Annotated in this window: 17 protein-coding genes and 8 tRNA genes; 7 read left to right on the top strand and 18 right to left on the bottom strand. The window is 40.2% G+C overall.

Translation table 11 applies throughout. The features are described 5' to 3' along the window. Nucleotides 1-239: 239 nt before the first annotated feature. The 6 genes from G0029_RS03810 to G0029_RS03785 form a co-directional block, all read right to left on the bottom strand. Nucleotides 240-416, bottom strand: a complete 177-nt coding sequence (locus tag G0029_RS03810; protein WP_171263721.1) for a hypothetical protein — start codon at nucleotides 414-416, stop codon at nucleotides 240-242. Nucleotides 417-801: 385 nt separating this feature from the next. Next, nucleotides 802-1,794 carry a patatin-like phospholipase family protein gene (locus G0029_RS03805; RefSeq protein ID WP_180109764.1) on the bottom strand — a complete coding sequence of 331 codons (993 nt, stop codon included), beginning with the start codon at nucleotides 1,792-1,794 and terminating at the stop codon, nucleotides 802-804. A gap of 242 nt (nucleotides 1,795-2,036) precedes the next feature. Continuing rightward, nucleotides 2,037-3,512: an alanine/glycine:cation symporter family protein gene (locus tag G0029_RS03800; RefSeq protein ID WP_180109763.1), complete on the bottom strand. Its 1,476-nt coding sequence runs from the start codon at nucleotides 3,510-3,512 to the stop codon at nucleotides 2,037-2,039. Nucleotides 3,513-3,575: 63 nt separating this feature from the next. Then, a complete protein-coding gene (gltS, locus tag G0029_RS03795; RefSeq protein ID WP_180034498.1) occupies nucleotides 3,576-4,817 on the bottom strand; it encodes a sodium/glutamate symporter in 1,242 nt (413 codons plus the stop codon). Nucleotides 4,818-5,446: 629 nt separating this feature from the next. Continuing rightward, complete coding sequence (locus G0029_RS03790; RefSeq protein WP_180107359.1) at nucleotides 5,447-6,718, bottom strand: DcaP family trimeric outer membrane transporter; 1,272 nt, start codon at nucleotides 6,716-6,718, stop codon at nucleotides 5,447-5,449. 643 nt (nucleotides 6,719-7,361) lie between these two features. Then, nucleotides 7,362-8,564, bottom strand: coding sequence for a multidrug effflux MFS transporter (locus G0029_RS03785; RefSeq protein ID WP_180107358.1), 1,203 nt, complete (start codon nucleotides 8,562-8,564; stop codon nucleotides 7,362-7,364). Nucleotides 8,565-8,699: 135 nt separating this feature from the next. Here G0029_RS03785 and yccS point away from each other — a divergent pair, with 135 nt between their 5' ends. From yccS to G0029_RS03765, 4 genes are all read left to right on the top strand, one after another. Then, entirely contained in the window at nucleotides 8,700-10,868 is a 2,169-nt protein-coding gene (gene yccS / locus G0029_RS03780; protein WP_180023177.1) for a YccS family putative transporter, read from the top strand. Between the two features lie 85 nt (nucleotides 10,869-10,953). Further along, nucleotides 10,954-11,514: a YcxB family protein gene (locus tag G0029_RS03775; RefSeq protein ID WP_180004995.1), complete on the top strand. Its 561-nt coding sequence runs from the start codon at nucleotides 10,954-10,956 to the stop codon at nucleotides 11,512-11,514. Between the two features lie 188 nt (nucleotides 11,515-11,702). Further along, the gene (locus G0029_RS03770) at nucleotides 11,703-14,405 is read left to right on the top strand and encodes a PepSY domain-containing protein (protein ID WP_180107357.1); all 2,703 of its coding nucleotides are present in this window, start codon (nucleotides 11,703-11,705) and stop codon (nucleotides 14,403-14,405) included. A 103-nt stretch (nucleotides 14,406-14,508) separates the two neighbouring features. Next, complete coding sequence (locus tag G0029_RS03765) at nucleotides 14,509-15,279, top strand: YdcF family protein (RefSeq protein ID WP_180107356.1); 771 nt, start codon at nucleotides 14,509-14,511, stop codon at nucleotides 15,277-15,279. Between the two features lie 54 nt (nucleotides 15,280-15,333). Here G0029_RS03765 and G0029_RS03760 read toward each other — a convergent pair whose 3' ends face one another. The 11 genes from G0029_RS03760 to G0029_RS03710 form a co-directional block, all read right to left on the bottom strand. Continuing rightward, the gene (locus G0029_RS03760) at nucleotides 15,334-15,795 is read right to left on the bottom strand and encodes a DUF2750 domain-containing protein (protein ID WP_180107355.1); all 462 of its coding nucleotides are present in this window, start codon (nucleotides 15,793-15,795) and stop codon (nucleotides 15,334-15,336) included. A gap of 97 nt (nucleotides 15,796-15,892) precedes the next feature. Further along, a tRNA-Val gene (locus G0029_RS03755) sits at nucleotides 15,893-15,968 on the bottom strand. Nucleotides 15,969-16,066: 98 nt separating this feature from the next. Further along, nucleotides 16,067-16,143, bottom strand: a tRNA-Asp gene (locus tag G0029_RS03750). Nucleotides 16,144-16,187: 44 nt separating this feature from the next. Then, a tRNA-Val gene (locus G0029_RS03745) sits at nucleotides 16,188-16,263 on the bottom strand. Between the two features lie 31 nt (nucleotides 16,264-16,294). Next, nucleotides 16,295-16,371: transfer RNA gene (locus G0029_RS03740), tRNA-Asp, on the bottom strand. Nucleotides 16,372-16,384: 13 nt separating this feature from the next. Beyond that, nucleotides 16,385-16,460 (bottom strand) — tRNA-Val (locus G0029_RS03735). Nucleotides 16,461-16,481: 21 nt separating this feature from the next. Then, nucleotides 16,482-16,558: transfer RNA gene (locus G0029_RS03730), tRNA-Asp, on the bottom strand. A 47-nt stretch (nucleotides 16,559-16,605) separates the two neighbouring features. Continuing rightward, nucleotides 16,606-16,682: transfer RNA gene (locus tag G0029_RS03725), tRNA-Asp, on the bottom strand. Nucleotides 16,683-16,711: 29 nt separating this feature from the next. Beyond that, nucleotides 16,712-16,787 (bottom strand) — tRNA-Val (locus tag G0029_RS03720). A 448-nt stretch (nucleotides 16,788-17,235) separates the two neighbouring features. Next, complete coding sequence (gene elsL, locus G0029_RS03715) at nucleotides 17,236-17,730, bottom strand: cell wall-recycling L,D-carboxypeptidase ElsL (protein WP_180078155.1); 495 nt, start codon at nucleotides 17,728-17,730, stop codon at nucleotides 17,236-17,238. Then, complete coding sequence (locus G0029_RS03710; RefSeq protein WP_180004991.1) at nucleotides 17,723-18,157, bottom strand: YbaN family protein; 435 nt, start codon at nucleotides 18,155-18,157, stop codon at nucleotides 17,723-17,725. Before G0029_RS03710 ends, elsL begins: the two co-directional genes overlap by 8 nt. A gap of 88 nt (nucleotides 18,158-18,245) precedes the next feature. Here G0029_RS03710 and G0029_RS03705 point away from each other — a divergent pair, with 88 nt between their 5' ends. From G0029_RS03705 to dapE, 3 genes are all read left to right on the top strand, one after another. Beyond that, entirely contained in the window at nucleotides 18,246-19,109 is an 864-nt protein-coding gene (locus tag G0029_RS03705) for a DUF1853 family protein (protein ID WP_180107354.1), read from the top strand. Between the two features lie 164 nt (nucleotides 19,110-19,273). Continuing rightward, the gene (locus tag G0029_RS03700) at nucleotides 19,274-19,423 is read left to right on the top strand and encodes an entericidin A/B family lipoprotein (RefSeq protein ID WP_078191053.1); all 150 of its coding nucleotides are present in this window, start codon (nucleotides 19,274-19,276) and stop codon (nucleotides 19,421-19,423) included. A gap of 122 nt (nucleotides 19,424-19,545) precedes the next feature. Next, entirely contained in the window at nucleotides 19,546-20,679 is a 1,134-nt protein-coding gene (gene dapE, locus G0029_RS03695; protein WP_180023170.1) for a succinyl-diaminopimelate desuccinylase, read from the top strand. A 69-nt stretch (nucleotides 20,680-20,748) separates the two neighbouring features. Here the strand turns inward: dapE and G0029_RS03690 are convergent, their stop codons facing one another. Then, the gene (locus G0029_RS03690; protein ID WP_078192254.1) at nucleotides 20,749-21,216 is read right to left on the bottom strand and encodes a hypothetical protein; all 468 of its coding nucleotides are present in this window, start codon (nucleotides 21,214-21,216) and stop codon (nucleotides 20,749-20,751) included. Nucleotide 21,217 lies beyond the last annotated feature (1 nt).

Raw genomic sequence — 21,217 nt, 5'->3', positions numbered from 1 at the left:
ATTATATAGATTTTAATCAAAATTAAATGTTCAAATCGGCAAAAAAACCATCATTATTATTTATAGTGATCATACCATCATTCAGTAAAATATATATCGATAACGATATACACCCGATAAACAAGTATTTATCGCGCTATCTATCAGTTTTTTTTAATCCAAGCTATGCTGTGTTTTATATTTAAAACATATACATTAAAACGCGTTGTTCATCGATTCAACATAGCACGGCATTAAACTTAATCTTCTAAGACTTTTAACATCTCGAAAGATACGTTGTCATAGCTGGTTTTTTGTCCACCATCATTGGTACTTTCTAGCGTGTAAGAATTATCTACATGTACATGAGTGACAATAAATACGTTATCTTCCATCATCGCAAGCTTTACTTTTTGTCCTACATCAAGCGTTTTCATCTACAGCCACCTTTAAAAAATTTATTGGTTTTAAGTATTAATAACCTGATGATATTCTAAACACTTCAACAGTATTGGTAAACGTAAGCACATGAATAAAAACGCTAATATAGATATATACTCTTAAAAGCTACGTAAAACAAATTAATATAAATTTCTTAATTATTTTCAAACAATTAACTGTATATTTTCTTAGTATTACGATTTTTATATTTGACAAATCTTTTGATTAAGACCTAAAACCAATCAATATCCAATATATTAATGATTAATAGACACTATTAAGCATGGGAAAAGCTGAGAGCAAAAATTAAAATGCTTTGCTGAAAAAAAATGCACCCTCTTACGTGAACAGGATGCATGTCAATTTATGGATTGTACCAACCTAGTCTTTGGCCGCTAAATAAGGAATATGATGTCCCTTGCTGTATTGATGTTCAGCATAGACCCGAGAAATCTCTCCAAGTTTTTCCAAGGTTGCCTCTTCACCTGCAAGCATCGTCGCTTCACGCCCTTTCACATCAAATATATGTGCTTTTTCACGTAAATCAGGTTGAATCACAATGTCTGCTCGCTTGAGCTCTTCTTGAGCTAAACGATTTTGCATAATATTGATATTTTGGTTAAACAAGCCCCAAACATTCGACGTTTCGGTATGAATCGGTCGTGCCAAAATATCCACCGCAATAATAATATCTGCCCCTAAATCGCGTGCAACGTCCACAGGAACAGGACTGACCAAGCCACCATCGACATATTCTGTATCTTCAATAATCGTTGGAATAAACATACTCGGAATCGACACCGAAGCACGAACGGCCTGCCCCGTATTACCATAATTGAACACGACTTTTTTGCCATCCTTTAACTCGGTTGCCACCACATACATTGGGGTTTTTAGCAACTCTAAAGGCACATCATCAACTTGCTCATTAATATAATCTTCAACTTTTTTACCGTCAAAAAAGCCTTTTTTGTCCAAACGTATTTCTCGAACATCATTGGCTTTCATATTTAAGGCGATATCTCTTAACTCATTGGCACTTTTACCTGAAGCATAGATTGAACCCACAATGCTACCCGCACTGGTTCCAACAATAAAATCTGGGTGTATTCCCTGCTGTTCAAGTATCTGAATGGCGCCAATGTGTGCATAACCACGTGCCCCACCACTCCCTAAAACCAAAGCAACAATCGGACGCTTTTCCTGCATTTTCACTTTTTTAAAGTCAATGCGGTTATTCGCCACTTGAGCAGGTGCTGCTGTATAAGTTCGAATTTGTGATGTTGTTTCAGCGCTGACCTTTTTTGAGCCCACACTTTGACAACCTACAAGGCTGATTGCGAATGCAGTCATCAAAACAGTTATGCTTTTCATTGAGAGATATTCCAAATGCAACTCGAGATTTGAAGAGAAAAAGTAGTCTAATCAGTCCACATTCACGTCACTGTTATTATTCGTTAATGCCTCTGACCGATGCACATTATATTGACATACAACCTAGAAAGTCATTGGCTGTCAAAATTTCAGTGTCTAGCAGAATTTCCACATCAAGATCCAAAAAATTGTCTAGCAAAAAAAGCCCCGATAACGGAGCTTTTTAAAGTTAATTTTTGACTTTACCAAATATCGGAATTAACGCGATCCTTATATTTTGGATGTTCATCCATTTTAAATACTGGCTCTTTTACACCCCGTTTTAACTGTGAGGTGTAGTCTTTCATCAGCATCAATAAGAATGGCGTCAGCAATAAAATCGCAAAGAGGTTAATACTCGCCATCACGCCCATGAAGAGATCCGCTAAGTTCCAAATCAGTGGCACACTCATGATTGAGCCAAAGTACACCATCATGAGGACGACTACGCGGAATATAAACATGACCTTAGGATTGTTATTGATAAACTGCACATTACCTTCAGCATAAGCATAGTTACCGATTACTGAAGAATAAGCGAATAAGAACAAGATTATGGCAAGAAAGTCATCTCCCCATGCGCCAATCTGGCTTTCAAGCGCCATTTGCGTCAAAGCAACACCCTCAAAGCCTGCATTTTCATACAAGCCAGATGCCAAAATAATGATCGCCGTACAGGTACACACCACAAATGTATCGACAAAGACACCGAGCATCTGAACTAGGCCTTGATTGACCGGGTGTTTAACATCTGATGCTGCCGCAGCATTCGGAGCAGAACCCATACCCGCTTCGTTTGAGAATAATCCACGCTTAATGCCTTGCATCATCGCCATAGAAACCATAGCACCGAAGAAACCACCAGCTGCAGCATCAAACTCAAATGCTTTGCTGAATATTAACTGGAAGATATCAGGCAAGATTGCAAAGTTAGCAAAAGCGATATAGAGCGCGACTGCCAAATAAAGTAATGCCATAAATGGAACAAAACGTTCTGCCACTTTTGCAATACGCTTAATACCACCAAAAATAATCAGCGCTGTTATAAAGACAAGGAATAACCCTACCCATGAAATTTCAAAACTAAAACTGCCCAAACTCAATACTAGATTGGCTTTATTCCAACCCCAAGCATGTGAAGTTGCACCCGTAATGGCATTGGCTTGTACTGCATTAAACACAAAGCCATAGGTTGAAATCAGGGCAATCGCAAATACTACACCCAACCATTTTTGTTTTAAGCCTTGGGTAATGTAATAAGCTGGTCCACCGCGGAATTGCTGATTTTGCGTATCTCGCACTTTAAAGAGCTGTGCAAGTGAAGACTCCACAAATGCAGAACTCATGCCTAAAAATGCGGTAAACCACATCCAGAACACTGCACCCGGCCCACCAATTGCAATCGCAATTGCAACACCTGCGACATTACCCACACCGACACGACTTGCCAGTCCAGTCACAAAGGCTTGGAATGGTGTAATCCCATGCTCATCATCGCCTTCTTTACGGCTAGATTTCATCACTTTAATACTATGAAAAAATAGACGAATCTGAACTGCACCAGTGATTAAGGTATAAAAAATACCAACCGCCACTAAAAATACGACTAAGAAATCCCAAAGCGGATCATTAAAAACTTTGACCCAGCTCATCAGGGTTTCGTTTAATTGTTCATTCATATTCAACCCTAGTTTTAAATGGTCAAAAGTATAAAAGGCTCTTTTTTGAAGAGCCTTTCTAAATTAAGCAAAGAATTTAAGAATTAATTGAATAACTGTTGCGTTAATCAAATCAACAAAAAATGCGCCACATAAAGGAACGATTAGGAAAGCCTTATGAGATGGACCATACATATTGGTAATGGCTTGCATATTTGCAACTGCGGTAGGTGTTGCCCCCATACCAAAACCACAATGACCCGCCGCTAAAACCGCAGCATCATAATTTTTGCCCATTACACGGAAAGTGATAAACGCAGCATATAGTGCCATTGTTAATGTTTGGGCTCCCAAAATCACAACTAATGGTCCTGCAAGATCTGATAGCTGCCATAGTTTCAACGATAATAGTGCCATTGCTAAGTACAGTGATAATGAGGCATTACCAAATACATCAATTGCACGATCAAATATTTGTACACGGAAAATACCTTCTAATACATTACGTAAAATGACACCACCAGCTAAAGCCCATACAAATGTCGGTAATTCAAACATCGTACCTTTACTGAAAGCCGTCATAAAATCAGCAAATGCTAAACAGCCAGCAAATAAGCCCAAAGTCGTAATTGCATTATCTGCGGTAATTAAACGAACACGATGTGGATATTCAAAAGGTACATATTCTGTTGAATTAATATCAGCTAGTGGTGTGTTATCACTACGCTCAATTTGCTCATTCGTGCGCGGAGTTGCTAGGCGATAACGATTAATTAGCAACTTAGCTAATGGGCCACCAATAATACCACCAATGATTAAACCAAAAGTTGCACTTGCCATACCTAAAGCTAATGCACCTTGTATACCGTGTTCAACTTCAAGAATTTCACCCCATGCACCAGCTGTACCATGACCACCTGTCAACGTAATTGAACCTGCAATCAAACCAATCAGTGGATCAATACCCAATAAAGTGGCAAGACTGATACCAACGACATCCTGCACAACAATGAAAGAAGCAACGGCTACCAGAAAAATAACAAGACCAATTCCACCTTCTTTCAATTTGGCAAAGTTTGCGCTTAAACCAATGGATGCGAAGAAAATCAGCATAAAACTGGTTTGTAATTCACTACTCGTAGTAATGCTATAACCCCAAATGCTATGTACAACCAATGAAATTATTGCAGCAACCAAACCACCAGCTACGGGCTCAGGAATATTGTAACGCCTCAAAAAACTGATTTTATTTACCAGAAAACGTCCTAATAAAAGAACGATCACCGCCGCAATTAAGGTATAAAATGCGTTAAAGCTAAATTCCATAATAATTTGTCCAAAATGGTTAGAATATTTATTAGTCCAATTAATAGAAATTAGTAGCGTTTATAAATTAAAATACAATTCCAATTTGTAAATTTAACCAATAAATCAGGCTACCAGCTATTCATTGCCAATCATAAATATTCATCATCTGATTCAAATATGTATGCCTGAGTTGAAAAAAGTGAAAACTCAATTCGACAAAACAAATCCATAAAAGCAGTTCATGCTTACTAAACCAACACTTACTACAATATTCACATCATAGATGAAATACATAAAATCAAATGCTGATTAGAAAAGTCGCACATTATGCGTGGAGTGAGATAAAATTTCAGCACTTTTTATTAAAAAAAGTTAATTTTCCTATAATTTAAAGTTATATCTAATTGTTTTTATTTAAATGCATTCGCATTTTTTATCTATATAAAATATTAAAGATTTGAACATGATGCCCATGTAAGACGTGGTTAAACGACTGCTTTAACCAGTACGACATCAAGACTCAGGCGATTTAGTGATTCCATCTGCTTAGTGCTATGGGTTAATTTGCGTTGAAAAATCTCCTGTTTCAACAAAAAAAGCCTGAACTGAGTCAGGCTTTTTTGATCGATTCTTTTCGATGATTTAGCTTAGAAGCTATATTTAGCCATTAAGCCCACGCGGTCATCGTTATAAGATTCACCCGCAAAGTTTTTGCGTTTACCGTTCACATATTCCAAGCCAAGTTCAACTGGTTTTACAGGTGCGTAAATAAAGTTAATCCAAGCTTGCTGTGCTTCTTCGTTTGCATTTGAGTTAGATGCATCTTTCGCATACGCGCTGCCATCATCCGCAAATAGCGCACCGTAAGCTAAAGTCGAACGTAGTTTTTCATTAAACTTATAAGTTGCACCCACTTGTACAGCAGTGAATTTGTTTTGCTCGATGTTGCCATCTACCACAGAGTAAGCCGAGTTAGAACCATATAAATAGTTGCTGTTGCCTTCTGTATACGAAACATCACCATTCAATTTCAATTGATCAGTCACTGCATAAGATGCACCCGCTGCTACACCCCAAGCTGTTTCAGTATCATCCGCAGCTTTAGATTTGTAGTTTTCAACCAATGCACGAGCTGAAGCGCTACCTTTACCTGCGGCAAAACTTTGAGTCACTTTGGCAGTTAAGTTTGGAAGGCGATACGTCGGATCTGCAGCAACAGTCCCTTTACTATCCCCTTCTTCCGCAGAAACAAATAATTGAGTATCTGGAGCTAACTTGTAGTTATAACGAACTTGAGGAATACGTGTAGTACCACCACCCAAGTTTGTATTGAAATCAATCATTTCTGGTGCATGGTTAGACAAGAAGTTAGATGTCGTTTGACCAAATAACCAGTTGTTAAAGGTTAAGTAACCATGACGTAGACGAATAGTTTCGCCACTTCCATTGAAATCGACCTCGATTTTACCGCCCACTTTATCATCACCACCGACGGGTGCTGTAAAATCTAAACCAAAACGTGTGGTTTTTGCAGTTGCACGAAGTTTATCTCGTGCTTCTTCTTTAGACGTATGTACGTTGTTAAAGTCGTTATCCGCACCTTCAATAATGTAGTTCGCATCACCACGAACAAAACCGTAAAGACTTACATCTGCACCTGTTTTAGATTTTAAGCTTGCAGCTGGAGTAGCTGGTTGCGGTGGTGGTGCAACAGGACGCGCTTTAACTTGCTGAATCTCTGTTTGTTGCTGTTGTTGAACTTGCTGCTGCGCTTTAATCAAACTTTTCAGTTCTGCAACTTCTGCACGTAATTGTTCAATTTCAGAAGTATTGCTGCCTGCATGAGCCATTGATACCGTTGCCAAACTCATGGCAACAACAAGGGTTTTCATTGGGTGGAATACAGTTTGAGTTTTCATCCTAAGCTCTCTATTGTCCTGTCATTGTTGTATACCCTAAATCCGGGTGCTTTGTTATTCAGCTATTTGAGCGGACAAATTTCAAGCTGCATATCCGTGCTTTAGTCGCATTAAAGCCTTAACTTGTAGCCCCCAATAACGAAATACTTGAAAGCAAAAAGCAAGAAATCTGAATCCATTACTGAAAATAGACTGAAATATTTAGTTAAAATTCGGACTTAGCCGATTCAGATGGCAAAAAATCTCAATATTCATACCTTAAAGGTAAAAACCCATACCCTGTAGGTATGCAATAAAAACTATAAAATCCGATATATTACCGATAGAGACATTCACAATGTATTTATCCAGCATAACTTAATGTATTTAATGCGAATAATACTTATTTAATAATTATTCTATTTCCTTAGATTAAGACAACAATGATGCGCAGTTTCATTAATTATTTTCAAGTGGATGATTGTTTAGATATAAGTTTCGAGTAAACAGATACTGCCCTCACAATGGGAAAATAGCGCCCTCTTCTAAAGTTATGGATGATGAACATTTATAATGAGTGACGTGGATATTTGATCAATAATACTAGTACGTTGATGACTGACGTTTAAGTAAGACCTGCTAAACGTCATCACCTGCATTCAGCTCAACCCATGGCTGAAGCTTTTAAACTACGCATTATAATCATTGCAACAACCACAAATAGCAGCATAATCAGGGCCATATTGATCAGCGCTGACCATACTAAAAAGTTCAAAAACACTCCAGCCAATAGACCACAGGCAAATTGCATACTTCCCATGATTGCACTGGCTGTGCCAGCTCGTGAGCCTTGTTCAGACATCGCCAAAGCCATCGCATTTGGCCCAGTGAAGCCAATTGATGCAACACATAAGAACATGCCCAACATTACAACAATGATAGATGAAAGATAAAATAGCCCCGCCACCAATAAGATCAGCACACCACACAATTGAAGTGCATTACCCAAGTGCAATCGATGGCGAACATCCAGTCGATTTGCAAGTTTCTTGTTGAGGGTCGAAAACACCATAATCCCTAAAGCATTCGCACCAAATACATAAGCAAATTGCTGTTGGCTCAGACCATAACCATCCATTAAAATGGCAGATGAGCCACTGATATAACAAAATAAAATTGCGCCAGAAAAACAGCCTGTGAGCATCGGTTTACGGAAGGTTTCGTCTTGCAAAATCGCACCATATAAACCTAAGACTTGTTTTAAACTTAAGTTTAAGCGCCGCTCAACAGGGAGGGTTTCTTGAAAGAAAAAATGTACGCAGAAAAGACAAAAAATACCGACAAGTACCAATACCGCAAATATGTATTGCCATTCAAACACCTGTAACACCCACGCGCCTAAAGTAGGTGCAATGATTGGTGCAATTGTTGTCACGATCATCATACTCGCAAAGGCTTGAGCAGAAGCTTGCATACTTAAGCGATCACGAATTGCAGCACGGGCAATCACCACACCGACACAGCCACCCAACGCTTGCAAAACACGAGCAGCGATCAAGCTCCATTCACTATTGGCAAAGACACACAGAAAACTGGCACAAATATATAAAACCAAACCGAAATATAGCGGTGTTTTACGCCCAATACGGTCGCTGACTGGCCCATAAATTAACTGGCCAATCGCCAAACCCAAGAAATACGCTGGAAGACTATTGGCTACTTGTTGGGTTGTGACACCAAAATCGTCAGCCATTTGAGGCAAAGCCGGCAAATACATGTCGATTGAAAGTGGCCCTAAAGAAGTCAGCAACGCCAATAAGACGATCCAGCGTTGAGAAAATTCCTTTTGTGATTCGACGCTTTTCATAAGAATAATTCATTTATTGCAAGCAAGTTTTGCAGACAAGTTTACACTGCACATAGTATTATTTCTTGGCTTCAATGTGAAAATTCACACGATACACATTGCTTACTGCCCCATCGCTTTAGCAAAGGAAAAATTTTGAACGCCTGGCTCGCACGACTGAAACAAGCAACCTATAACACGACCTTTATGTATAACTTGCGCATGGTCATTGCCTTCGCAGGAACTGCTTTTGTCCCTTATTTTTTAGATCAGCAATTAATGACCATTCCCCTCACTTTGGGTGTGGTGGCCGCAGGTCTAAGTGATATCGATGACCGCTTTTCAGTCCGTGTGCTCAATCAAATTTATACCTATATCGGGTTCTTTGTTACTGCGGTATCCATTTATCTGTTGTTCCCACATCCGATTTTATTTGCTTTGGGGCTGATTGTGTCTTGTATCGGTTGGATTCTTTTGGGTTCATTGGGTCGTCGCTATGCCACCATTTCTTATGGCTGTCTGGTAATCTCCGTGTATTCCATGCTAGGGGTCGAACTTTTTGAAAATTGGTATACACAAGCAGGTTTATTGGTCATCGGTGCGATGTGGTATGGACTGCTTTCGACTTTGAGCTTTCTACTGTTTCCTGTACGTCAAGTTCAGGACAAATTGGCGCAAAGCTATTCATCTCTAGGTGACTTCTTATTTGCAAAATCTAACTTGTTTGATGTCGATATGACACCAGAAAGTTACCAGCAAAGTTTGATTGAGCTATCGCTCGAAAATGGCAAATTAATTGGCATTTTCAACGATATGAAAACGGCCTTATTAACGCGTTTAAAAGGAGACCGTGGACAAAAAGATACACGTCGTAGCCTGCAATATTATTTTGTCGCGCAAGACATCCATGAACGTGCCGATTCCGCACATATTGATTATCAAAAATTGACCCGTATTTTTGAACATAGTGATATTTTATTTCGCTTTCAACGCGTGCTCTCAATTCAAGGAAAAGCCTGTAAAGATTTAAGTATCAGCATCTTACAGCGAAAACCCTATCATCATAATCAACGTTTTAAACATGCGTTCCACAATCTAAAATTGTCACTCGAAAAGCTGCGTGAAGAACAAAAATACGATGAAGTCTGGATCAACTCTTTATTTGCTTTATACCAAAACCTAAAAGGCATCGATGCGCAATTACGCAACGTCGAAACTGAGCGTTATATTGACCGACAAGCCCTGATTGAAAATCGTTTAAAAGATGATGATTTAAAAGGCTGGGACGATATCGTCATTCGATTCAAACAACATTTGAGTCCAGAGTCGGTGCTGTTCCGTCATGCTGTGCGTTTATCGACTGTCTTATTTATTGGTTATATTTTTGTCCAAGTGACCAATATCAGTTATGGCTATTGGATTTTATTGACCGCACTGTTTGTCAGCCAGCCGAACTTTAACGCCACCAAACGTCGCCTCTATTTACGTATCATTGGCACCTTGGTCGGGATTATTTTAGGTTATGCGATTTTATATTTTGTCCCTTCTGTCGAAGGTCAACTATTACTGCTCATTTTAAGTGGCGTGTTGTTTTTTGAATTACGCAGTAAGCAATATGCACAAGCCACTGCATTTATTACCATTTTGGCGCTGATCAACTTTAACTTAGATGGCATGGGTTTTGCCGCAGCTATGCCGCGTATGATTGATACACTGATTGGCTGTGCCTTGGCATGGTTTGGTGTGAGTTTCATTTTCCCAGACTGGAAGTTCCGTCGCCTACCTCGGACCATCAGCCGTTCGATTCAAGCGCAGTGTGATTATTTGGCCGAAGTGGTTGAACAATACAAATCTGGTCGTAATAACGGCTTGAATTATCGTGTGGTCCGTCGTGCAGCACATAATACCGATGCAGAAGTAGCATCACTGATTTCCACATTAGCCACCGAACCCGATACCGATCCGACTCAAAAAGCTTTAGCCTTTGAGTTTTTGTGTCTCAATCATACCTTTATTAGTTATATCGCAGCCTTAGGTGCACATCGTGAAAAAATTCAAGATCAACAGGTCTTAACCTTATTGGATAAAGCCACAGATGACATTCAAGGTGCATTACTACGTGACGAAGTTCCAGACTTATCTGCGCAAAATATGTTGCAAGAAATCCGTCAGCGATTGTCACAAAATAGTGAGGAAGATCAAAAATCCTTAATTGTGTTACAACAGCTATCCTTAATGTTTAACGTGTTGAACCAATTTAGCCAATTGAAACAAAATCTCAGTCATGAGCATGATCAAGCATCGACTGAACTGGCTTCGCTATAATTTGGATGATTTTGGAACAATATACTCACTGAATTGGTATAAATAATGCTAAACTTTTTACAGTTTTAAATCTGTTACTTTCACTATGACCGCAAAAAATTTATACGCCTACACGCTAGAGCCAGTGGCTTATGAAATTTCTGAAGAAGAACAACGTTATGCTCAACTTGTTCTGTCTCGCAGTAACTTCAAAATTGGCAAAAAAGCATGGCTAATTATGGGTGCAATTCTTGCACTGGCACTCTTGGGCCTCATCTTTATTAAGAACTATTCAACAGTATTTTGCTGGGTAGCTATTGTCTGTGTTGTGATTTACTTCCTTGTGCGTAAATTCGGTATCGAGTGGTATGCGAAACGCAAACTGAACGAAGTCCCTGTTCAAGAAATTAAAGGCATCCGTATGGGTGTTCAGCCGCATGGGATCTCTATGCAGCAACGTATGGGCGCAAACATGGGGACGATGACTGTCGGTTGGAAAGACATTCATGAATGGTATGACACCAAAGACTTCATCCTTTTGAACTTTAAAGTAAAGGGTCAAGACGGTGCATACATCTTGCCTAAACGTATGGATAGCAAGAAGTTTCCATTTTCGACCATTCGTAAACATTTAAATGAAACTGTAGGCCCTGCTAAACCAATTTAAGCCTAACAGACGTTTGTGTATAAAAAGCCTCCTCTCTTTGGAGGTTTTTTTATCTGTTTAATTTTTGAATAATTATTGATAATTACAATAATGAGAATGAATATTACTTACTTTTTCCACATTCTCTACTACATCATCGTTTATAATTTGTCGCAATTCAGCAACCTTTTATCAATATTAAATTCATCATGTTTAAGAAAACCCTTTTCCAGATTCACTGGTTCTTGGGGATTAGTGCCGGCTTAATACTCTCGCTCATGGGGGTTACAGGTGCCATTTATTCCTATGAACAGCAAATACTTAAAGCAATCAATCAGGACAGTTATGTGGTTCAGGCTCAACAGCAGCCTAAACTAACCCCTGCTGAGCTTTATCAGCACTTTAGTCAGTCTGATCCTGACATGAAAATTAACAGCATCTCTATTGCCTCAGATGCTACCGCCTCAAGTACCGTGAATATTGTCAAAGAAGGTGCTCGTCGTGGCTATAACATGATGGTTAACCCCTATACAGCCGAAGTTTTACCTGAAATTAAAGGTCAAAAATTCTTCCAGTTTGTACAGCAGCTACACCGTAATTTAACTGTTGGCCCTGTTGGTAAACAAATTACCGGCGCATGTACACTGATGCTGATTTATTTTGTATTGAGTGGTTTATATCTGCGTTGGCCAAAGAGACATTCTGTTAAACAATGGCTTGCAGTTAAACCAAAGCTCAAAGGACGTAATTTCCTGTGGGATCTACATGCTGTCGTCGGCACATGGGTGATTGTTTTTTATCTCATTTTGGCATGTACAGGTCTGTACTGGTCTTATGATTGGTGGCGTAATGGCATGTTTAAAGTCATGGGCGTTGAACGTCCACAGCCCCAATTGCAAGAAGGTCCAAAAACGAATGGACAACCTGCTGAACATGCGGGCGAAAAGCAAAGCGCTGAAAAACAAGCCACTGAAGCAAGACAAACTCGTGGTGAACACCAAGCACGTTCTGAAAGAAATCCTGCAACGTCGAGTCCCTCTGAACACGGCGCTCAAGAAAATAAACATGGTGCTGAAGGTCGCGGAGAAAAACGTGGTCTAAAACCAGAACAAGTGAATATTGCCCTTACCCAAAGTTGGAATGGCTTTAATCAAAATATTGGTCGTGAATACTCAAGTGTCACTTTTAATATTCCGAAAAAAGCCAATGGTGAATTAGAAATTAACTTTGTGGATGCCGTCCCTCAACATGAACGTGCTCGCAACAAAGCGACTTATAACTACAAAACGTCTGCTCTCACCGATATCGAGTTATACGAAGATAAAAAATTAAATGAAAAAATCATGACCAGCATGTTACCTGTGCATCGTGGTAGTTTCTTCGGACCGATTTATCAGTTCTTTGTGGTTATTGCATCCCTCATGATGCCGCTGTTCTTTGTCACAGGATGGATGCTCTATCTCAAACGTCGTAAACAGAAAAAACTGACACAGCAAGCCCGTCAAAGCTTAGCACCAGTTACCATCGACCCAAATGCACAGCCTTGGTTAATTTGCTATGCATCACAAACAGGTCAGTCTGAACAATTGGCATGGCGTACAGCAACAAGCTTACAAGAGGCTCGTCAGCCTGTCACAGTGAAAGCTGTTCAGCAACTTTCAGCAGATGACTTAACGCAAGCCGCTCAGGTTTTATTTGTTGCAAGTACCTATGGCACTGGGGAAGCACCTGACCTCGCTTCAAGCTTTGAACGTAAACTGATGACACAAAGCCTCGATTTGAGTCATGTTCAGTTTGCCGTATTAGCTTTAGGTTCAGAAGAATATCCGGATACGTTCTGTAGCTTTGGTCATGAGATTCATCGCTGGATGCAAAGTAATGCTGCGAAGCCCCTGTTTGAGACGATTGAAGTCAATAATGGCGACACCCAAGCCATTCAAGCATGGAATAGTGCTTTAGCCAAAGCGACTAAACTTGAACTTCAGCACATGCAAATTGAAAAAACTTTTGATGCATGGACATTGACCAAACGTGATTTACTCAACCCGAACAGTTTAGGTGCACCTGCATTTAATATTGAGTTAAAACCGCAACATGAAGCCAATTGGCAAGCGGGTGATATTGCAGAGATTCAGCCGGGTAATAGTGCTGAACGTATTGCAAACTTCATGCAAAAGTATCAGATTCAAAGTCAGCAAGTGGTTGATTCTACCCAGCAACGCATTGAAGATGCATTATGGGATCGTAACCTAAATACGGATGTTGAACCCTTTGCCAACCTTGATCATTTGCTCGAACAGCTTCCACCGCTTCCAACTCGTGAATACTCGATTGCCAGTATTCCAAGTCAGCAAGTATTACGCTTAGTGGTGCGTCAGCAATCCAATGCGGATGGTGAGCTCGGCTTAGGCTCAGGGTGGTTAACACAACATGCTGCGATCAATAGCACACTACAAATGCGTATTCGTACCAATGAATCATTCCATCTGATTGCAGATAATCGTCCTGTGATTTGTATTGGTAACGGTACAGGTATTGCTGGTTTACTCAGCCTGTTACATACACGAGTTCGTCAAGACTATACGCAAAACTGGCTGATTTTTGGGGAGCGCCAACGTGCACATGATTTCTTCTATCAAGACATCATTGAAGCATGGCAAAACACCGGTTTAGTTCAACGCATAGACCTCACCTTCTCTCGTGATCAAGCGGAGAAACGCTATGTGCATCATGAGCTACGTGATCAAGCATCCTTACTAAAATCATGGGTAGAACAAGGTGCCGTGATCTACGTTTGCGGTAGTATCAACGGTATGGCAACGGACGTTGACCACGCACTGATTGATATATTAGGTGAAGATGTTGTTGCTGAACTGCGTCAAGCTGGGCGTTACCGCCGTGATGTTTACTAATAAGATGTTTACTCATAAATAGTCCCAACTCAAAACCAGACCTCGTGTCTGGTTTTTTCACGCTATACTTAGGCCAAATACGGATACTGCTTGAATTTTTTGAATGAAAAGAATACTAATGCTTTGTGTAGGCTTACTGCTCTGTGTAGATGCCATTTGGTTACTTACATTAGATAAAATTCATTTAGGCATCCTTTTACCCTTAGTCATTGGGTGTATTTTTCTTATATCCGGACTATTTACAACCCAAATCCACAATATTTTAGATCATTCCCCCAAACTCAAAAGGCTCTGGCGTGCGGCATGGTGGTTGTTTTGGCTTTGGCTATTGAGCCTTTTACTGTTTTTTGCGTATTTACACTTCAATAGCCAGCAATCCAAGCCATTTACTTCCGTCCAAGCCATCATCGTTTTGGGTAGTGGTATTGAAAATGGTCAACCCTCTCCGACCTTAAAGGCGCGTCTCGATGCCGCAGCACCGTATGCCTTGCAACAACCCAATACTATTGTGATCATGACCGGTGGTTTAGACTTTAATGAAAAAATGACCGAATCTTCCGTCATGAAACGCTATTTACTTCAACACTATGACATTTCAGCGGCAGGCATATATGAAGAAAGTAAAAGTACCAGTACAGAACTCAACCTGATCAACAGTAAAATGATTTTAAAACAACATCAGATTTCGCTTGATGCACCCATTGCGATTGCCAGTAGTGACTTTCATCTCCCACGTGCAAAAGCAATTGCACAAAAGCTAGGCTATACACAGGTGTATACCATTGCAGCGCCTACACCGCTGTACATCCGCTACAACTCTTGGTTACGTGAATATTTTGCCTTTTTGAGCGGTTTTGTACTCAATGAATATTAAAAAAAGCCCTTGTTTGATCAGTAAACAAGGGCTTTTTATGCTGTGAATAAACAATTAATTTAAACGAATGTTACGTGGCAAAGGAATTTTAAGGTTTTCAAAAATTTCTGGGCGCTGTTGATAGACTTGATATAAATAATTTTTAATATCTAATAGCATCTTTTCAGGCGCAACCAAAATATTTTGCCCTTCTGGGGTCAAATCTAAAGATACCGTAGTGCTCTCGCTGCGTAAAAACGGAATGACTTTTTCAATAAAGTCTTTTAATGAAATTTCCTGAATTTCATAATTGGACCAATTATCTTTAATTAATAAACGTGCCAAACCACGGTTTTGCCAAATAGCGAAGGAACGCTGACCTGTAGGTGTCGCACAAAGTGCCCAACCATCTTGATATAACGCAATCACGCTACCTTGAGCGACCATATTTTCAATAAATTGTTTATAGGTTTCTTGAGGATTGTAATTTGTAGTTTGAGTTTTAGACGCTGCCTTGCGCTGATATGGATTTCTCATAGATCACATACAATATTAAAATTATTATAGAGCGGATTTTATGTAAATCAGAAAATTTAGGCAAGCTTTTGGATAAAGAAGTTTCTATAGAAGAATATGGTGGGCGCTGACGGGATCGAACCGCCGACATTCTGCTTGTAAGGCAGACGCTCTACCAACTGAGCTAAGCGCCCTGAGCGAAGAGTAACAAAGCGAAGCCTTGTCTGAGCGCAAGAGAAAAATCCAAGATTTTTCTAAAGGCATTCTCTTGAACAGAGATTTTTAAGATAAATGGCGCAGCGGACGGGACTCGAACCCGCGACCCCCGGCGTGACAGGCCGGTATTCTAACCAACTGAACTACCGCTGCATCACGTAGTTTCTTTCGAAACACAACCTATATCTTAAAAGATATGGTGGGCGCTGACGGGATCGAACCGCCGACATTCTGCTTGTAAGGCAGACGCTCTACCAACTGAGCTAAGCGCCCTTAAAGGGTACAACAATTATATTCTTTGTAATGGCGCAGCGGACGGGACTCGAACCCGCGACCCCCGGCGTGACAGGCCGGTATTCTAACCAACTGAACTACCGCTGCATCGCAAAAAATATGGTGGGCGCTGACGGGATCGAACCGCCGACATTCTGCTTGTAAGGCAGACGCTCTACCAACTGAGCTAAGCGCCCTCAAAAGGTCTATCATGTAAATGGCGCAGCGGACGGGACTCGAACCCGCGACCCCCGGCGTGACAGGCCGGTATTCTAACCAACTGAACTACCGCTGCACTTACACAATGTCGCTATTGTGGTTCAAACGAATTAAGATTCAAAGTGGCGCAGCGGACGGGACTCGAACCCGCGACCCCCGGCGTGACAGGCCGGTATTCTAACCAACTGAACTACCGCTGCACTCTAAATATCTTAACGCTGAAAAGGTTTGGTGGGCGCTGACGGGATCGAACCGCCGACATTCTGCTTGTAAGGCAGACGCTCTACCAACTGAGCTAAGCGCCCTTTTCAAAACATGTTCATCGTTTGATGAGGTGCATTATAGAGAATCCTCACGGTCTGTCAAACGCTTTTCTAACTCTTTTCCACTTTTTCTGTTTGAGTGATTAAAAAATAAGTTATATTGCGGAAAAATCAGTATTTTTGAACATTTTTTAGCTATAAACCTGTAAATTTATTACTAAAAATATGACTTATATTCTGCATCATTCACATAAAAAACAGTTTTTCGCGTGGACTCATAACTAATCATTCAGCGAACCGACGATTAATTCATCACATACACTACATTCTAAAACACCACAGTGTACAAAATACATTCAAACACGATTTTCTGTTAGTTTGCGTGTATTACTTCTGACAAAAAACGCCTTTCAAACTCACTTTAATTCTTCAAACCATGGTTTGATGTCATGAACTTCGGCTTTCATGGCTTGTGCTTTTAACGACGTGTTCAATGTTCAGTGATGTAAACCAGCGCATTTAATGGAATCAATTGATAAAGTTCTATAACATCGCTGTTTCGCATGCGAATACAACCATGTGACATCGGTATACCCATAGGCTCGCGATCTGGTGTGCCATGAATATAAATATAACGTTGATAAGTATCACAGCCCTCACCTGCATTAAAGCCGGGTTCTAAGCCACTGAGCCATAATATTCGAGATAAAATCCAATCCCGATCAGGGTGTGATGCAGCAAGTTGCTCGTCGTAAACCTCTCCGGTCCACTGACGTGCTTTAAAAACTGCATTTTGAGGATGTTGTCCACCAAACTTTTCAGCCACTTGATGCCAGCCTCGTGGCGTCTTTCCACTATTTTCCTGCTCACCAATGCCATTTTTACCCGATGAAATGAGGTAAAACTTATTCAGTTTCGGCAAAGTTAAAGTTTGATCTTTCAAGTTAATCAGGATATCTGCTTGATCTTGGGTATATTCAGACATGCTCTTGCTCTTTCTGCTTATCTTTATCTTGTGGTTGTGTCTGCGGCGATGTTTCAATAGTTCTAATCTTATTTGGCTCTGGTCGTGTCCATAACCAAATGCCAACAATCAACATGGTTAAGTCAGTGAAAATCTTGACGGCAATCGGTGCTGATGTAAAAAGCATAATCAGACCACTCACAAACATCATGATCGATGCAAACCATTTTGCTTTGCGTGGGACTGTGCCATTTTCGCGCCAAGCGCGTAAGGTTGGCCCATATTTAGGATGATTCAACAACCAAGCATCCATTTGAGGCCAACCTTTTGAAGCCGCCCATGCCGCTAATATTAAGAAGACTGTCGTGGGCATTCCCGGCAATAAAGCCCCTATAAAGCCTAAAATGACAAAGACAACCACTAAGCTTCGCCAAAACAACGTCTTCATACCGCTACCCTGAACTTTCAATTCAGGTAGTATAAGATGTTTTTAACAATTATCCGTTGTTATTCTGCATTATTCAAAAGGTTTCAATATGGCTGTAGCCCCGACAACGTCGTCTTATTTTGAGCCATGGTTGCAATTTAAACAGCCCTTAGTTCGCCAATTAGCTTTCTGTATTGCTAGCCCAAATATTCTGCAGCAAATTCCCAATGAACTCGAAATCCGCTATCCCTTTCATTTTCATTCAAACGAGCTTTGGCAAAAACATTTTGAAGCCTACCTTCCCCGTTTAAAACAACTCGAACAACACCCAAGTGCATTAGTAGAATTTTTACAAAAATTAAAAAGTACTCGCCTTGGTTTACGTTTCGAAATGTTTATATGGTTTTGGCTTCTCGATCACCCATACCATCCCTACCAGTTACTCGGACATAGCATTCAAAAAATTGACGGCCCTCGTACAGTAGGTGAACTCGACTTTGTTTTAAAAAATACTGAAAGTGGTGAAGTTGAACATTGGGAAGTGGCTTTAAAATACTATCTAGCAGAGCGCGATTTTCAATTACCCTATTGGTATGGCTTAAATCGTAGTGATACTTTGGCTCGAAAGCTTAATCATTTTACCCAAAAACAATTCCAATTTGATGAAGCACTTGGGCAGCAGATTCAACAACGCTATTGCGTTTTAAAGGGTCAATTATATTTACCTATTCAGTGTACCAACACATTGCCAAACTGGGTCAATCCTGCGCGCAGAATAGGTCAATGGGGACATGTCATTCCGTCCATAAGTCAAGGTTTCTATCGCCTACAACGACATGAATGGATCTGCGCACAGCAGCAACCCACAAATAAAACTGCACATTGGTGGACAGATGGTTTATATAAAAAGGACAGTGATGAAAGCTATTATATGTATAGATTACCACGCTTAATTTTGCCTCAAACCACTTGAAATGGCAGAATACTAAATATAAAGCCTAGTAGATAATTACATTTATTTACTCAACCACCATAAAAACTACCTACTGTTCAATAAGCCTATTTTTTAATCTAAATCTCACAACAGAATAATTTAGTCCTCTAAAAATTATTCTTTCATAATGGAGATTACATTCAATGAAAAAAATTTTAGCTGCATCACTTATGGTTGCTTTCGTATTGACAGGTTGTAATACAGTAAAAGGTGTTGGTAAAGACGTATCTAAAGCTGGAGATGCTGTAACCAATACTGCTGAGAAAACTTCGGAAGAAATTCGCCGCAATTAATTTCTTTCCCAAGAATTTATAAAAGAGCCCTATTTTTTAAATAGGGTTTTTTTACGTCTAAATTTCCCTTCGCTTGTTGATTCGCCTATTATATTGCGACATTTTTGACTTCTGTATTTAGCATGACCTCAACAGCAACTCTTGATCTCAGCCTAGAATTACTGCGCCAACCTTCGGTAACACCGATTGACCATACCTGCCAGAACATTATGGCGGAACGTTTAGCCAAGATTGGCTTTAACATTGAAAATATGCGTTTTGATGATGTAGATAATCTTTGGGCACGTAAAGGGACTGAAGCACCAGTATTTTGCTTTGCAGGTCATACTGATGTAGTACCTACGGGTAACTTGGATGCATGGGGTTCTGACCCATTTCTTCCTGAAATTCGCGACGGTAAACTGTATGGTCGTGGCAGCGCAGATATGAAAACTGCGTTGGCAGCTATGGTTGTGGCTTCAGAACGTTTTGTTGCGAAGCATCCAAATCATAAAGGTTCTATTGCATTTCTCATTACCTCTGACGAAGAAGGTCCTTCGATCAACGGGACAGTCAAAGTTGTTGAAACTTTAGAAGCGCGTAATGAAAAAATGACTTGGTGTCTGGTAGGTGAACCATCTAGCACCAACACACTCGGTGATATTGTTAAAAATGGTCGTCGTGGTTCGCTAAATGCCAATTTAACAGTTAAGGGTAAACAAGGGCACGTTGCTTACCCACATCTAGCAATCAATCCAATCCATACTGCTTCAAAAGCATTGGCCGAGCTTTGCGATACCGTGTGGGACAATGGCAACGAATACTTCCCTGCAACGTCGTTCCAAATTTCCAATATCAATGCCGGTACAGGTGCAACCAACGTTGTTCCGGGCACGATGAATCTACTGTTTAACTTCCGTTATTCAACTGAAGTAACGGCAGATGAACTCAAAGCACGTACCTTGGAAATTCTAGATCGTCATGGCGTTGAATATGACATCTCATGGACGTTATCTGGTCTTCCATTCCTAACCCCTGTAGGTGAGTTAGTAAATGCCGCACGTGACGCCATTCGAGATGTTACAGGAACAGAAACAGAACTTTCGACCAGTGGTGGTACTTCTGATGGTCGATTCATTGCGCCTACAGGTGCGCAGGTGCTTGAACTGGGTGTTTTAAATGCCACGATTCACCAAATAAATGAACACGTCAATGTAGCAGAACTAGAGCCGCTTTCTGAAATTTACGAAAAGATTTTAGAAAATCTTTTGGCCTAAACATTTCCCGTAAAGATATAAAAAAGGAACTCCATAGAGTTCCTTTTTTATATCTCTTTTTTGCAAATATTAAGCCGCTTGAAGCCCAATGCTGTTTTGAATATTGGCTAAATTTGGAATATGAAATACCTGATCGGCCATGCGTACATATTGGAAAATATTGGCGTCTTTCACGGCTTTTTCTTCATCAACCACTTCAGAAATACGCAGACGAATGGTTTTCGGCATTTCATTACACATCAGTGCAAAACGCTGTCCAACATCATCGCCTTCAATCACCAAAGCCACACCCTGATTTTTGGCAGGATCATTGACTGAGAAAACAGGCAATTTCAATTCATGCCATTCAACAAAAGGAACCTTGGTTGCACTATCGAGCGCTGATAGCACAATATTTTGTGGCAACAACATTGGCTCTTTACCATGACAATCAATGATATATGCATCGATAAACCCGGTAGATACCGTAATGAGATGTTGCAGTTCCTGTTGATCAATTTTATCGCTGACAATCTGAGAAACAGTATTTTGGCTCATA

Origin of the sequence: Acinetobacter sp. YH12138 (genome assembly GCF_015218525.1) — a bacterium.
Taxonomy (GTDB): domain Bacteria; phylum Pseudomonadota; class Gammaproteobacteria; order Pseudomonadales; family Moraxellaceae; genus Acinetobacter; species Acinetobacter amyesii.
This window is presented reverse-complemented; position numbering and strand designations above follow the sequence as displayed.

Bases quoted from the DNA above. Each gene is read 5' to 3' on its own strand.
- G0029_RS03775 (WP_180004995.1), top strand. From the start codon at position 10,954: ATGACCGCAAAAAATTTATACGCCTACACGCTAGAGCCAGTGGCTTAT.
- G0029_RS03805 (WP_180109764.1), bottom strand. From the start codon at position 1,794: ATGAAAAGCATAACTGTTTTGATGACTGCATTCGCAATCAGCCTTGTA.
- G0029_RS03810 (WP_171263721.1), bottom strand. From the start codon at position 416: ATGAAAACGCTTGATGTAGGACAAAAAGTAAAGCTTGCGATGATGGAA.
- G0029_RS03800 (WP_180109763.1), bottom strand. From the start codon at position 3,512: ATGAATGAACAATTAAACGAAACCCTGATGAGCTGGGTCAAAGTTTTT.
- G0029_RS03785 (WP_180107358.1), bottom strand. From the start codon at position 8,564: ATGAAAAGCGTCGAATCACAAAAGGAATTTTCTCAACGCTGGATCGTC.
- elsL (WP_180078155.1), bottom strand. From the start codon at position 17,730: ATGTCTGAATATACCCAAGATCAAGCAGATATCCTGATTAACTTGAAA.
- gltS (WP_180034498.1), bottom strand. From the start codon at position 4,817: ATGGAATTTAGCTTTAACGCATTTTATACCTTAATTGCGGCGGTGATC.
- G0029_RS03710 (WP_180004991.1), bottom strand. From the start codon at position 18,157: ATGAAGACGTTGTTTTGGCGAAGCTTAGTGGTTGTCTTTGTCATTTTA.
- dapE (WP_180023170.1), top strand. From the start codon at position 19,546: ATGACCTCAACAGCAACTCTTGATCTCAGCCTAGAATTACTGCGCCAA.
- G0029_RS03705 (WP_180107354.1), top strand. From the start codon at position 18,246: ATGGCTGTAGCCCCGACAACGTCGTCTTATTTTGAGCCATGGTTGCAA.
- G0029_RS03700 (WP_078191053.1), top strand. From the start codon at position 19,274: ATGAAAAAAATTTTAGCTGCATCACTTATGGTTGCTTTCGTATTGACA.
- G0029_RS03790 (WP_180107359.1), bottom strand. From the start codon at position 6,718: ATGAAAACTCAAACTGTATTCCACCCAATGAAAACCCTTGTTGTTGCC.
- G0029_RS03760 (WP_180107355.1), bottom strand. From the start codon at position 15,795: ATGAGAAATCCATATCAGCGCAAGGCAGCGTCTAAAACTCAAACTACA.
- G0029_RS03690 (WP_078192254.1), bottom strand. From the start codon at position 21,216: ATGAGCCAAAATACTGTTTCTCAGATTGTCAGCGATAAAATTGATCAA.
- G0029_RS03770 (WP_180107357.1), top strand. From the start codon at position 11,703: ATGTTTAAGAAAACCCTTTTCCAGATTCACTGGTTCTTGGGGATTAGT.
- G0029_RS03765 (WP_180107356.1), top strand. From the start codon at position 14,509: ATGAAAAGAATACTAATGCTTTGTGTAGGCTTACTGCTCTGTGTAGAT.